We start from the raw sequence: 13,601 nt of genomic DNA on the forward strand, positions 1-13,601 counted from the left end.
ATATGCATCGTCATGCTGAGCAATGTGGCGCGTCGTGCGCGCTACCACGCCAGCCGCCATTCGCCGATCCGGTGCGGGCGCGGCGTGTCGATGCGCTGGCCGCCCGGGCGGTCGTCGCCCGGTGGTTCGTGGTCGTCGAAATCGGCGAGCACGGTGTCGCGCAATCGCGCGAATGCCGGCGAATCGCGCCGGCGCGGGCGCGGCAACGCGACATCGACGATGCGTTCGATACGGCCCGGGCGCGGCGCCATCGTCACGACGCGGTCGCCGAGATACACGGCTTCGTCGACGTCGTGCGTGACGAGGATCATCGTGATGCGCTCCTGTTCCCAGATGCGCAGCAGTTCGTTCTGCATCCGCGCGCGCGTCTGCGCGTCGAGCGCGCCGAACGGCTCGTCGAGCAGCAGCACGCGCGGGCGGTTCACGAGGCCGCGCGCGATCGCGACGCGCTGCGCCATTCCGCCCGACAGCTGGTTCGGATACGCGTGCTCGAAGCCGTTCAGCCCGACGAGCGCGATGTGATCGGCAACCGCGCGCCGCTTCGCGGCCGCGTCGAGCGGCGCGTTGCGCAGCGCGGCCTCGATGTTCTGCGCGACGGTGAGCCACGGGAACAGCCGGTGATCCTGGAACACGATCCCGCGCTGCAGCGACGTGTCGCGCACGCGTTCGGCACCGGCCCGGATCTCGCCCGCGTAATCGGTATCGAGCCCGGCGATCAGCCGCAACAGCGTCGACTTGCCGCAACCGCTCGAGCCGACGATCGTGACGAATTCACCGGCGCGCACGTGCAGCGACACGTCGTCGAGTACGGCGAGCGCCGCGCCGCGTTGCGCGTAGTGCTTGCTCACATGGAGGATGTCGATCGAATCGGAGGCGAGAGTCGTCATGGCGGTGCGAGGAAAAGGGGACGAGGAAGCATCAGGCGATCAGCGCGCCAGGTCGCCGCGCCGGGCCAGCACCTTGCGCTCGATCGCGCGCGCGATCGCGTTCAGCGCCCAGCCGGTCACGCCGACGACGATGATCCCGAACAGCACGAGATCCATCCGGAACTGTTCGCTGCCGTCGATCAGCGTGTTGCCGATCCCGCTGCCGGCGACCAGCAGGTATTCGGCGCCGAGCGTCGCGAGCCACGAATAGATCAGGCCGAGATACAGCCCGGTGAAGATCGACGGCAGCGCGGCCGGCAGGATCACGTAGCGCACGAGCTGGAGCCGCGAGTAGCGCAGCGCGCGGGCGACGTCGACATACGCGCGCGGCACCGCGTGAATGCCGTCGCAGGTGTGCGCGGCAACGGGCAGCAGCGCGGCGAGCGACAGGAACACGACTTTGGCGACGTCGCCGAGGCCGAACCACACGGAAATCAGCGGAATCCATGCGAACAGCGAGATCTGCTTGAACGTGTCGAAGCTCGGGCCGACCATGCGCGCCGCGACGCGCGACAGCCCGAGCACGGCGCCGAGCAGCAGCCCGCCCGTCGCGCCGAGCACGAAGCCGCAGGCTTCACGTGCGAGCGACGCGGACAGCGCGCGGCCGAGTGCGCCGCTCGTGGCTTGCGCCCAGGCGGTGCGCAGCACGTCGGCGGGGCCGACGAGCAGCCCGCTGCTCACGAGGTGCGCGGAAGCGATCGCCCACCACAGCGCGAACGCGACGAGCGGCAGCACGAAGCCGCGCCAGTCGGGTGCGCGCAGGCGGCGGGCGGCCGTGGTGGCAGGCGGGGTGGTGTCAGGTGCGGCAGCAGGATACGTCAACGGCGGGACTCCTTCGGGGGCGCGGGCAGCGGCGGCGGATCAGCCGCGGAACGCGGACGGCACGCCGCGGCGCAAGCGTGCTTCGAGCGCATCGAGCAGCCGGTTGATCAGCAGGCCGACCGCGCCGACGACGATCACGGCGGCCATCACGAGATCGAGCTGGAACAGTTGCCGCCCGTACACGATCAGGTAGCCGAGCCCTTCGGACGATGCGACGAGCTCGACGACGACGAGCGCGAGCCACGACTTCGTGAACGCGAGCCGCACGCCGGTCGCGAGCGTCGGGATCGCGGCGGGCAGCACGACGTGCACGATGCGTTGCCGGCGCGTGTAGCCGAATACGCGCGCGACTTCGTCGAGCGCGGGCGGCGTCTGGCGAAACCCTTGCAACGTGCTCAGCGTGACGGGGACGAGCGCCGCATGCGCGATCAGCAGGTACTTGAGCGGCTCGCCGACACCGACGAGCAGCAGCAGGAACGGCAGCCAGCCGAGCACCGGAATCTGCACGATCGCATTGAAGCTCGGCAGCACGTAGGCTTCCAGCGTGCGCGACAGGCCGAGCGCGACGCCGGTCGCGAAGCCGAGCAGCGTGCCGGCGGCGAAGCCGACCAGCACGCGCTGCAGGCTGACCAGCGTGTGGCGCACGAGATCGCCGCTCGTCGCGAGATCCTCGAGTGCATCGAACACGCGCTCGGGCGGCGGCAGGATCTGCGGCGCGATCCAGCCGCGCGCGCTGCCGATGCTCCACAGCGCGAACAGCAGCGCGGGCAGCAGCCACGGCGCGAGCCGCCACGACCACCGCTTCACGGCCGGCGCACGGTGCGGCGGCGCGGCGAGCGCGTCGCGTTCGGATGACGGAAGGGAAAACGCGGTGTCGCTCATCGGGGCAGGTCCGGGTCAGGAAAGCGGCTTGCCGGCCGCGTCGTAGCGTGGCCAGTAGCTTTCGAGTTTCAGCGTGCGCAGCGCATTGTCGAGATACTTCGGCTCGAACCAGCCGTCGACGTCGACCGGCTGGCGGATCAGCTTCAGCGCCAGCGCATCCTGCGCGACGGACTTGTAGCGCGCGACGAAGAACGGATCGATCAGCGGCGACAGGCGATCCTTCAGCCGCTGGTTCGCATAGTCGGCCTGCCACGACGACACCGGCACGCCGCTTTTCGCCCATAGCTTGAACAGCGCGTCGCGGTTCGCTTCGTCGGACGACCAGCGCGCGCCCTTCACGAGTGCGGTGACGACGCGCTGCACGATGTCCGGATGCGCGCGCTCGAAATCGTCGAGCACGAGCAGGTGGGTCTGGCGCGTGAGCTGCGGGCCGTCGTTCTGCGATTCGTAGATGATCTTCGCGAGCCCCGCGTCGCGCAGCTTGTACAGCTGGTAGTCGCCCACCGACGCATCGATGCCCTTCGACGCGAGCGCGGCGAGCGAGCTCGCGGCGTCGAGATTGATCACGCGCAGGTCGCGTTCGCCGAGGCCGTTCTTCGCGAGCGCGTTGTCGGCGACGAGCTGCAAGTTCGTGCCGCGGAAGATCGACACGCGGCGGTCCTTCAGGTCCTTGATCGAGCGGATCGGGGAGTCGGGCGGCACCGCGATCTTGACGCCCGAGCGCACGCTCGCGGCGAGCAGCAGGCGCGTCTTGATCCCGTTCGCCCGGGCGAGCACGGCGGGCAGGTCGCCCTGGTACGCGAAGTCGAGCGCCTTGTTGGCGATCGCCTCGTTGACGGCCGGCCCCGCGCCCTTGAAGAACAGCCACTCCACCTTGATGCCGTCGGCCGCGAACTCCTTTTCGACCAGCTGCTGCAACTGTGCGGTGGCCGCACTCGACCCGCCGAACGTCGGCGGATCGCCGGCGCCTTGCTGGGCGACGCCGATGCGGATGGTGGCGGGCTTGTCGGCGTGCGCGGCGGCGGCCGGCAACGCAATGAGGGACGCGATCAGCAGCGAGCGAAGCAGGCGCAATGGAAGCATGAATCGATGGGTCCGGAACGTTGTGGGGAAGAGGCCGGGCCTTGGCCTGTCGGCGCATTCTCGATGACGTGCCGGGGCCGGACAAGAAACGATTTGAACTATGCTTATCGTCGTTTTCCGGGTTGGTGCGCCTGACGATTCGTTCCATCCGGATGAGAACGGCATTCACATGCATCCGACATTCAATCAGGATTCCAATCCAGTCGATTTAACCCGGAAGCAAAATCATGAAATTGCCGATTCGAAAGTCGCGATGAAGACGAATGCACGCGGATTCGCGCGAGATTCATTCGCCGAATCGGTGCGGAAAAACGGGGGCAGGTAGCCGCGGGCAGGTGATGCGAGTCCGTCATGCACGCCGGGACGGCAGCCCGGGCGGGGCGCGACGCACGCATGCGGATCGGCCGGGCATGCCGATAAATCGAGTGGAACCCGGGGCGGCAATTCGCGCGCTGCAACAGTCGGCATGCTCGTTCCGACAGGCGAACCATTCGCTGTCGCGCGAGAAAAAATGACCGGAAATGTTCAGCATGGATTTCATCGTTGCAGGATGAAATCCATAAATGCATTCCGACGCCTAATAATTTGAATTCGCCTGAAAAATTGTCTATACCCTAGACGAATCAGCGCGGTTGCGTCGTGCGGGAAGACCGCACCACGGATGCAGGCACGCAACGATCGAAGCTGTCGTTGCACGCCGCGTGTTGCAGTAATCGAGAGGATTCCGGGGGAATGCGGGCGGCCTCGTGCCAGGGGCGCGCGCATGCGTCGCAATGGGCGGACGTCCTGCGCAACCACCGGAGCAACGGAGCATCTTTGCGTTCAACGGTCGGTCACCGGCCCCGTTACACGGAGGTTGCCATGCTGCAATACGTCAAGTCCCTGCTGCGTGACGAACGTGGCGTCAGCTCGCTCGAATACGCCGTGCTCGCCGGCATCGTCGTGGTCGCGCTCGCGGCGGTCGGCGTGATCCTCAGCAGCACCAGCGGCGGCTTGCCGAGCGTGTTCACGACGCTGATCAACAAGGTGACGAGCCTGATCTGATCCCCTGAACCCGCGCGCCACCGACGAACACCGGGATCTGCAGCGGTAGAACGTATCCGGCCGGTGCGTGTCGACGGACGGCTCTCCCATGCTCACGCTCGTGCAGTCGGTGGCCACGGTCCTGCTGGCCTCGCTCGCCGCGCAGGATATGCGCGACCGGCGCCTGTCCAATCGCGCGGTGCTCGCGTTCGCGGCGCTGTATTTCGTCGCGGCCGCGCTCGCGCGCGACGGGTTCGCGCCGCTGGCAGGCCATGTCGCGACCGGTGCGGCAATGCTGCTGCTGTTCGGCGGCATGCGCCACGCGGGCTGGATCGGCGGGGGCGACGTGAAGCTGGCGGCGGCGGTATTCCTGTGGGCCGGCCCGGCACTGGCGTTTCCGGTGCTGACAGGCGTCGGCGCGGGCGGTGCCTTGTGCGGCGTCGCGTTGCTGGCGTCGCGGCCGTGGCGCGCCGCGCCGGTTCGCGCGGTCGCCGCGCGCGGCGTGCCGTACGGCGTTGCGCTCGCGCTCGGCGGCACGCTGGCCGTCTGGGCGTCGTTTCCACACACGGTTTCACTTACCTAGCCGGGGGGACGCACGCCGCCATGCCCAAACCGCTGAGACTGGCCGTGCTCGTCGTTGCCGCCGGCATCGGTGCGTTCATCCTGCGCGAGCTGTACGTCGCGGCGTCGACGCCGTCGGTGCCCGCCGAAACGGATCAGGCGCGCGTGCGGGTCGCCGCCGCCGACCTGCCGGAAGGGCTGTTGCTGCGCGACAACGATCTCGCATGGAAGCGCATGCCGCGCGCGCAGGTGCCGGCTGGCGCGTTCGTCGAGTCGCAGCCGGGCGCGGACCTGAAGGGCGCGCTGCTGCGCTACCCCGTCGGCGCCGGCGCACCGATTCGCGTCGAGAACGTGATACCGGCCGGCGCGCCGGATTTTCTGGCGGCTGCGCTGCAGCCCGGCATGCGCGCGATCTCGGTGCCGGTCGACGACGTGTCGGGCAACGCGGGGCTGATCCAGCCGGGCGACTTCGTCGACGTGCTGCTGACGCAGCAGATCGGCGGCTCGGCGACGTCGCCCGGCACGTTCGAGGCGGAGACCGTGGTGCGGCGTGCGCGCGTGCTCGCGGTCGGCTCCGAATTCCAGCGCGCGAAGGCGCCCGCGAGCGCGCCGGACGCGACGGCTCGCGCCCGCACGGTCACGCTCGAGGTCGCGCCGCGCACGGCGCAGGTCGTGCTGGTGGCAACACGCCTCGGCTCGCTGTCGCTCGCGCTGCGCAGTTTCGCGACGAGCGACCGGCGGCAGCCGGCAGGCGGCGACGCGCAGGAGCCCGATACGCAGCCCGTGTGGGCCGGCGACGTGTCGCGCGCGGCCCGCGAGGCCGCACGTGAACCGTCCGCCGGGCCGGAGTCGGGCGCGCGGCCGGCGTGGCGGAGCAACGCGGTCGTGATCTATCGCGGTTCGTCGGTCGACGACGGATCGCGTGGCGGCGGCACCGGCACGCCGGGCCTGCCGCCGCTGCCGGCCGGGTTGCCGGCCTGGCCGGCGATGCCCGCGGTGCCCACGACGACGGGCGGCGCCAATGTCGCGGCCCAGGCGACTGCGCCGCCGCCGGCCGTGGCGGCGCAGTGACGGATTGACGATTCGGGCCGGCCGCCGGGCGGCCGGCATTTGACGGGAACACGCATGGTGCGCATGGTTCGTTGGATCGCTGTCGGGGGCCTGGCCTGCATGGTCGCGTCCGGGAGCGCGTTGGCGCAGGTCGCACGCGCGCCGGACGCGGGCACGGCGCTGTCGATCGCGACCGGCAAGGGGGAAATGCTGTCGCTGCCCGAACCCGCGACCGCGATGTTCGTCGCCGATCCCGCCATCGCGGACATCCAGGTGCCGTCCCCGCGCACCGTGTTCGTGTTCGGCAAGAAGGCGGGCACGACCACGCTGATCGCGCTCGGCGCGAACCATCGCCCGATCCTGCGCAAGACGGTGATCGTGCAGGTCGACACGGCGTCGCTGCAGGGCGTGCTCGACAGCCGCTTTCCGCAGCTGAAGCTGTCGGTGTCCGGCGCGCCGGGCTCGCTGATGGTGTCGGGCAAGGTGCCGAGCGCGGCCGACGCGGACGCCGTGATGCAGTCGCTCACGCCGTACCTGCACGACAAGGAAAAGATCGTGAACCGGCTCACGCTGTCGCGCCCGATCCAGGTGAACCTGCGCGTGCGGGTGACCGAGGTGAGCCGCAACATCACGCAGCAGCTCGGCATCAACTGGAGCTCGCTGGGCGCCGCCGGCAACTTCGTCGGCGGGCTGTTCAACGGGCGCACGCTGTTCGATCCGACGAACGGCCTGTTCAACCTGTCGCCGACGGGCGCCTACTCGGTGCTCGGCGGATTCCGCGCGGGGCGCTGGTCGATCGACGTGGTGCTCGACGCACTCGACCAGGAGGGCTTGATCACGATGCTCGCCGAGCCGAACCTCACCGCGATGTCCGGCGAGACCGCGAGCTTCCTCGCGGGCGGCGAGATTCCGATCCCCGTCGCGCAGGCCGGCTCGTCGACCGGCGCGATCACGGTCGAGTTCAAGCCGTTCGGCGTGTCGCTCGACTTCACGCCGACCGTGCTCGCCGACAACCGGATCAGCCTGAAGGTGCGGCCGGAAGTGAGCGAGGTCGATGCGAACAACAGCGTGACGACCGGCGGCGTCAAGGTGCCGGGGCTCACGGTGCGGCGCGTCGACACGACGGTCGAGTTGTCGAGCGGGCAGAGCTTCGCGATCGGCGGGCTGCTGCAGAGCCAGACGGCCGACACCGTGTCGCAGATTCCGGGGCTCGGCCGGCTGCCGATCATCGGCCGGCTGTTTTCGTCGAAGAACTTCCAGGACAACAAGACCGAGGTGGTCGTGATCGTCACGCCGTACATCGTGCAGCCGACCGGGCCCGGCCAGCTCGAGCAGGCGATCGACACCGTCGCGCGGCCGAGCAGCGACCTCGAGTTCGCGGTGCAGCGCAACCTCGGGCTCGACCTGCTGTCGGGTGACACGCCGCGCCTCGTCGGCGCCGCGGGCTTCGTCTACTGAACCGGAGGAGCACGCATGCGAACCCGATCGACCGTTGCCGCACTGCTGCCGCTGGTGTGTGCGGGCTGCCTGTCGGCGCCGCCGCCGGTCAACCTGCCCGATGCGCGGTCGATCGGCTTCGACGGCGCGCACGCGGTGGCGCCCGATTGCGCGAAGCTGATGCAGCCGTCGCATCTCGTCGACGCGGGGTTCGCGCGGCCCGGCGTGCCGTTCGGCTGCGCGACCTATTCGAACCTCGCGGCGATGCTCGCGCGGCCCGAGGATCTCGTCGCGCCCGTGCCGTACGGCGGCACGGATGCGCAGACGGCAGCCGACGCGGTGCGCCGCTACGTCGAGGATCGCGTGAAGCAGCCGACGCCAGGCAAGACGCTGACGACCGGCTCGCCCAGCCATTGACCGGACCCGGATGCCATCACGATGCCGCCCATGAACCTCCTCGACCGTCAGCACACCCGGCGTGCCGCGTCCGCGGGCGCGGCCGATCTCGTCGCGGTCGTCGCCGATTCGGGCAGCGAGGACGTGATACGCCGCGTCACGCAGGAGCTGGCGATCGCGCGCACCCAGCTGCAGCTCGGCACCTGCGACGATGCGATCCGGCTGCTGCAGCAGTACGAGCGTTCGCCGCGCCAGCTCGTCATCGACGTGTCGGATTCGGTGCTGCCGGTGTCGGACCTGATGCGGCTCGCCGACGTATGCGACCCGTCGGTGCGCGTCATCGCGATCGGCACGCAGAACGACGTCGGGTTGTTTCGCAACCTGCTCGGCATCGGCGTGCAGGACTACATCGTCAAGCCGCTGACCGTCGAGTTGATGCGGCGTGCGCTGACCGCGACGGAATCGGTCGTGCAGGCGCGCACCGGCAAGGTCGTCAGCTTCGTCGGCGCACGCGGCGGCGTCGGCGCGACCACGATCACGGTGAGCCTCGCGCGCTTCCTGGCGAGCGAGAAGCGCCGCCGGGTGGCCTACGTCGACCTGAACCTGCATGGCGGGGGCGCGAATTCGATGTTCGGGCTGTCCAGCAACAACGGGCTGATCGAATTGCTGAACATGGGGCAGCGTCCCGACGACGCGTTGTTCGAGCGCATGTTCGTGACGAAGGGCGACCGGTTGCACGTCCTGTCCGCCGAGCTGGCCTACGGCGCCGACGTCCCGCTGGGCGACCAGGCCGTCGCGCGCCTGGTCGACATGCTGAAGGACCGTTTCCACTACGTGCTGTTCGACGTCGGCAGTGGCGCCGGCAAGCTGCTCGAGGACGCGCTCGTGGCGTCCGATCTCGTCCATGTCGTGGTCGACCGTTCCGTGCACGCCGCGTACGAAGCCGCGCGGCTCGTGCGCTTCGTGCGGGAACTGCCCGGCGAGCGGCTGCTGTCGATGGTGCTGAACAACCCGCTCGCACCGGTCGCCGGCCGCGTCGACCCGGTCGATTTCGAGGAGGCGTTCGGCGGCGCGCAACTGCACGAGCTGCCGCACGAGCCGCAGGCGCTCGCCGTCGCCGAGAACCTCGGCGAGCCGATCGAAGGCGCGAAGCGGAACGGCTTCCTGGACCAGATCCGGCAACTCGCGAACGGCATCACCGGCGAGCCGATGGTCGTCGCCGAGCCGTGGTATGCGCGGCTCGTCAAGTGGAGGAAGGGAACGTGACGTTCGGCACCCGCAACCGGCCGCCGGCCGATCCCGCGCCGGCCGAGCCGCAGGTCGTGACGCCCGCCGGGGCGCGCGAGGCCGCGCCATCGGCCGCGGCCCCGGCCCCGACCGCGGCGGACACGCCTGCACCGACCCCGGGCCGCACACCCGTGACGGCCGACACCCACGAGGCGCTGATCCGGTCGAGCAAGTTCGACGCGATCCGCAGTGCGGTATTCGCGTCGATGAACATGTCGGCGGCGCTGATGAAGACGCGCGACGAAGTGCGCACGGGCATCGAGCAGGTGGCCGCGCATACGGTCGAGCGCGAGCGCCTGAAGATCACGGCCGGCGAGCAGGTGCTGATCGTCGATGCGATCCTGAACGACATGTTCGGCGTCGGGCCGATCGAGCCGCTGCTCGCCGACGATTCGGTCACCGACATCCTCGTCAACGGGCCCGACCAGGTCTATGTCGAGCGTGCGGGCCGGCTCGAGCTCACGTCGCTGAAGTTTCGCGACGACGCGCACGTGGCGAGCGTCGCGCAGCGGATCGCGGCGGCGGTGGGGCGCCGCGTCGACGAGAGCAGCCCGATGGTCGATGCGCGGCTCGCCGACGGCAGCCGCGTGAACGTCGTGCTGCCGCCGATCGCGATGCGCGGCCCGTCGATCTCGATCCGCAAGTTCGCGAAGCGCGACATCACGCTTGCGCGGATGGCGCAGCAGGGCAACATCTCGCATCCGATGCTGCAGGTGCTCAAGGTCGCGTGCGCGTGCCGGCTGAACATCGTGATCTCGGGCGGCACCGGCTCGGGCAAGACGACGCTGCTCAACGCGCTGTCGCAGCACATCGAGCAGCACGAACGGATCGTGACGATCGAGGATGCGGCCGAGCTGCAGTTGCTGCAGCCGCACGTCGTGAGCCTCGAGACGCGGCCGGAGAATACCGAGGGGCTCGGCGGGATCTCGCAGCGCGATCTCGTGCGCAACGCGCTGCGCATGCGGCCCGACCGCATCATTCTCGGCGAGATTCGCGGCCCCGAGGCGTTCGACGTGCTGCAGGCGATGAACACGGGGCACGACGGCTCGATGACGACGATCCACGCGAATTCGCCGCGCGATGCGATCAGCCGGCTCGAGAGCATGGTCATGATGGCGAACGCGAACCTGCAGCTGCTGTCGATCCGGCGCCAGATCGCGAGCGCCGTGCACCTGTTCGTGCAGATCGAGCGGATGCGCGACGGCGTGCGACGCGTCACGCGGATCACCGAGATCGTCGGGATGGAAGGCGAGGTGGTGATTACGCAGGACCTGTTCGCGTTCCGCCAGGAAGGCGACACGACGCGCGATTCGGTGAAGGGGGTATTCGAGGCTTCGCCGTTGCGGCCGGGATTCGCGGCGCGCGCCGCGTATTACGGCGTCGAGGATGCGCTCGCCGAGGTGTTCCGGCAATGAGGGCCGCCGACCTGTTCGCGGTGGGCGCGTTCGTGATGATCCTCGCGATCGGGCTCGTGCTGTCGTCGTGGTTCGATCGCGCGAGCCGCACACCGGCACAGCGGATTCGCGCGCGGATGCGCCGGCTGTCGCCGTCGCTCGCGGGGCGCGACGGGCTCGCATCCGCCGCACCCGGCGTCGCGCTGTTCAACCTCCAGCGCCGCCAGGGCCGCCTGCGCGCGTGGCTGCAGCGCCGCGTGACGCGCGTGCGTGCCGTCGGCGGCAAGGGCGGCGTGAGGATCGTCGTCGCGAGCACGATCGCCGGCGCGATCGTCGCGATCGTCGCGGTGAAGCTGATCGGGCCGCCGGGCTTCCTGCGTCCGCTGATCTACGCCGGGTTGCCGCTGGTCACGATGCGAGCGAGCTACCGTGCGTTGGTCGAGCGCTTCCGGATTCGTTTTCTCGAAGCGTTCCCGGACGCGATCGACGTGATCGTGCGGGCCGTGCGCGCGGGCATTCCGGTCACGCAGGCGATCAGCATGGTCGGCGACGGCGCGGCCGAGCCGGTGCGTGCGACGTTCCGCTCGATGGGCGACAGCCTGCGCGTCGGCGCGGATCTCAAGAACGTGCTGACGCAGGCGGCGGACCGGCTGATGATCGCGGACTTCTCGTTCTTCACCGTCTACCTGCTGCTGCAGCGCGAGACCGGCGGCAGCCTCGGCGAAACGCTCGACGAGCTGTCGAGCATCATCCGCACGCGTCGTGACATCCGCCTGAAGACCCGCGCGCTGACCGCCGAAGGGCGCATCACGACGAACATCATTTCGGCGGTGCCGTTCGTGATGATCGGCGCGCTGTTCCTCGTGAACCGCGACTACGTGATGCTGCTGTTCACGACGCACCCCGGACACATGATGCTGACGATCGCGGCCGGGTTGCTGACCGTCGGCCTGCTGGTGATCCGCAAGATCTCGAAACTGGATACCGCGCGATGACGATGTCGATACTGGCCGCCCGTGGCCTCGAGTTGCTGTTGTTGCTCGGCTGTGTCGCGGTGGCGCTCGCCACGCCCGGCGGCGGCACGCGTCAGCGGATCGCCGTGCGCGTGCGGCAGGCTGCCGGGCAGCATCCGCCGGCACCGATGGCGGGATGGCTGCAGCCGGGCGGCGTCCGCCTGGACCTGACGCGCCGGCTCGCGCAACTGGGCGAACGGTTGCCGGTGCTCGATCCGATGCAGCGCGTGAAGCTCGGCCTGCAACTGGCGCGCGCGGGCTTTCGCGAGCGCCGCGCGGCGTCGGTGATGATCGGGATCAAGCTGAGCTGCGGCGTGCTGTTCGCGTGCGGCGCGATCGTGTTCAGCCCGCTGATTCCACGCTTCGGCGAATACTTCGTGATCCGCGCGCTGGCGATGATCGCCGCCTTCGTGATCGGCGTGATCGTGCCGGAGTACGTGCTCGGCGTGATGATCCGGCGGCGGCGGCGCATCATCGCCGCGTGCTTTCCCGATGCGCTGGACCTGCTGGTGATCTGCACGATGGCCGGCAACAGTCTCGCGTCGGGGATCCGGCGCGTCGCGCACGAACTGGCGCGCATCTGCCCGCCGCTCGCCGACGAGCTGACCGTGTGCGCGGACGAGCTGACGCTGAGCGGCGACGTGTCCGCGACGCTCGCGCATTTCGCGCTGCGCGTCGATTTCACGTCGGCGCGCTCGCTCGCGACGACGCTGACGCAGTCGCAGCGGTTCGGCACGCCGATCACGCAGGCGCTGCGCACGCTGTCGCGCACCGAGCGTACCGAGCAGATCGTCGCGCTCGAGGAACGGGCCGCGAAGCTTGCGCCGAAGATCACGCTGCCGATGATGCTGTTCATCCTGCCGACGGTCTGCCTGATCGCGGCAGGCCCGGCGGCGATTCGCCTGCTCGAGGTGTTCAGATGACACGATCCGTCATACGCGCGTTCGCGCTCGCGGCCGCGCTGCCGGTGCTGGCCGGCTGCGGCGCGCCGGGCATCCAGACGCGGCCGGTGCTGTCGCACAAGAGCGACGACCCGCAGGCCGAGTTGCGCATCGCCGACAGCGCACTTGCCGGCGGCAACGTCGATCTCGCGTCGACGCTGTACGAGAAGGTGCTCGCGAAGCATCCCGATTCGCTGGCGGCGCGCCTGGGGCTCGGCGACGTCAGCTACCGCGCGGGCGACCTGGAGCGTGCGCGGATCCTCTACGACGAAGCGCAGCGGCAGGCACCGGCAGAGCTCGGCCCGCAGCTCGGGCTCGCGCGCGTCGCGTTGCGGCAGCGGCGCCTCGACGAAGCCGCGCAGCGCTATCGCGACCTGCTCGCCGTGCAGCCGAACCATCCGCTCGCGGCGGAGGGGCTCGGCACCGTGCTCGACCTGCAGGGGCGCCACGCGGATGCGCAGGTCGTGTATCGCGAGGCACTGCGCGCGCACCCGGACGCACAGGGGCTGCGTGTCGACCTCGGGCTGTCGCTCGTGCTCGGCAACCGGCCGCGCGAGGGCGTGAACGTGCTGCTCGACGTCGCGGGATTGCCGTCCGCACCGTGGCAGGCGCGCCAGAACCTCGCGTTCGCTTACGGCGTGCTCGGCAACACCGATTCGGCGAAGAAGCTGCTGTCCGCGGAGTTGCCCGCGTCGGCGGTGGCCGACAACCTGCGCTTCTACCAGGCGGTTCGCGCGCAGGGCGGGCGCCCGTCGCCCCGCGTGTCATTTTGCGGCCCCCGCACCC

Annotated in this window: 15 protein-coding genes; 11 read left to right on the top strand and 4 right to left on the bottom strand. The window is 69.8% G+C overall.

The features are described from left to right. Positions 1–41 precede the first annotated feature (41 nt). From C5O79_RS34980 to C5O79_RS34995, 4 genes are read right to left on the bottom strand one after another with little or no spacing between them, the layout of a single operon-like run. The gene (locus tag C5O79_RS34980) at positions 42–887 is read right to left on the bottom strand and encodes an ABC transporter ATP-binding protein (RefSeq protein ID WP_047850237.1); all 846 of its coding nucleotides are present in this window, start codon (positions 885–887) and stop codon (positions 42–44) included. A gap of 39 nt (positions 888–926) precedes the next feature. Then, on the bottom strand, positions 927–1,748 hold the full coding sequence (locus C5O79_RS34985) for an ABC transporter permease (RefSeq protein WP_046549851.1): 822 nt from the start codon (positions 1,746–1,748) through the stop codon (positions 927–929). A 39-nt stretch (positions 1,749–1,787) separates the two neighbouring features. Beyond that, a complete protein-coding gene (locus C5O79_RS34990) occupies positions 1,788–2,630 on the bottom strand; it encodes an ABC transporter permease (protein WP_046549850.1) in 843 nt (280 codons plus the stop codon). Positions 2,631–2,645: 15 nt separating this feature from the next. After that, entirely contained in the window at positions 2,646–3,713 is a 1,068-nt protein-coding gene (locus C5O79_RS34995) for an ABC transporter substrate-binding protein (protein ID WP_046549849.1), read from the bottom strand. 100 nt (positions 3,714–3,813) lie between these two features. On the opposite strand from C5O79_RS34995, the gene C5O79_RS35000 reads away from it, so the two are divergent. From C5O79_RS35000 to C5O79_RS35050, 11 genes are all read left to right on the top strand, one after another. Next, entirely contained in the window at positions 3,814–4,038 is a 225-nt protein-coding gene (locus C5O79_RS35000; protein ID WP_124493111.1) for a hypothetical protein, read from the top strand. A gap of 536 nt (positions 4,039–4,574) precedes the next feature. Next, a complete protein-coding gene (locus C5O79_RS35005) occupies positions 4,575–4,757 on the top strand; it encodes a Flp family type IVb pilin (protein WP_041493341.1) in 183 nt (60 codons plus the stop codon). Positions 4,758–4,845: 88 nt separating this feature from the next. Continuing rightward, positions 4,846–5,319: a prepilin peptidase gene (locus C5O79_RS35010; protein WP_131932165.1), complete on the top strand. Its 474-nt coding sequence runs from the start codon at positions 4,846–4,848 to the stop codon at positions 5,317–5,319. Between the two features lie 20 nt (positions 5,320–5,339). Beyond that, positions 5,340–6,368, top strand: coding sequence for a Flp pilus assembly protein CpaB (cpaB, locus tag C5O79_RS35015; RefSeq protein ID WP_046549847.1), 1,029 nt, complete (start codon positions 5,340–5,342; stop codon positions 6,366–6,368). A 54-nt stretch (positions 6,369–6,422) separates the two neighbouring features. Next, a complete protein-coding gene (locus C5O79_RS35020) occupies positions 6,423–7,805 on the top strand; it encodes a type II and III secretion system protein family protein (RefSeq protein ID WP_131932167.1) in 1,383 nt (460 codons plus the stop codon). Positions 7,806–7,820: 15 nt separating this feature from the next. Continuing rightward, positions 7,821–8,201, top strand: coding sequence for a CpaD family pilus assembly lipoprotein (locus C5O79_RS35025; protein WP_046549845.1), 381 nt, complete (start codon positions 7,821–7,823; stop codon positions 8,199–8,201). Between the two features lie 21 nt (positions 8,202–8,222). Beyond that, complete coding sequence (locus tag C5O79_RS35030; RefSeq protein WP_131932169.1) at positions 8,223–9,446, top strand: AAA family ATPase; 1,224 nt, start codon at positions 8,223–8,225, stop codon at positions 9,444–9,446. Next, positions 9,443–10,882: a CpaF family protein gene (locus C5O79_RS35035; protein WP_046549843.1), complete on the top strand. Its 1,440-nt coding sequence runs from the start codon at positions 9,443–9,445 to the stop codon at positions 10,880–10,882. Before C5O79_RS35030 ends, C5O79_RS35035 begins: the two co-directional genes overlap by 4 nt. Further along, positions 10,879–11,856 carry a type II secretion system F family protein gene (locus C5O79_RS35040; RefSeq protein WP_046549842.1) on the top strand — a complete coding sequence of 326 codons (978 nt, stop codon included), beginning with the start codon at positions 10,879–10,881 and terminating at the stop codon, positions 11,854–11,856. Before C5O79_RS35035 ends, C5O79_RS35040 begins: the two co-directional genes overlap by 4 nt. Next, entirely contained in the window at positions 11,853–12,797 is a 945-nt protein-coding gene (locus C5O79_RS35045; protein ID WP_046549841.1) for a type II secretion system F family protein, read from the top strand. The genes C5O79_RS35040 and C5O79_RS35045 overlap by 4 nt, the downstream gene beginning before the upstream one ends. Beyond that, positions 12,794–13,601: tetratricopeptide repeat protein (locus tag C5O79_RS35050; RefSeq protein WP_131932171.1), on the top strand; the 808-nt coding region annotated here is incomplete at its 3' end. The genes C5O79_RS35045 and C5O79_RS35050, both read left to right, overlap by 4 nt.

It is taken from the genome of Burkholderia sp. SRS-25, assembly GCF_004343765.1.
Taxonomy (GTDB): domain Bacteria; phylum Pseudomonadota; class Gammaproteobacteria; order Burkholderiales; family Burkholderiaceae; genus Burkholderia; species Burkholderia contaminans.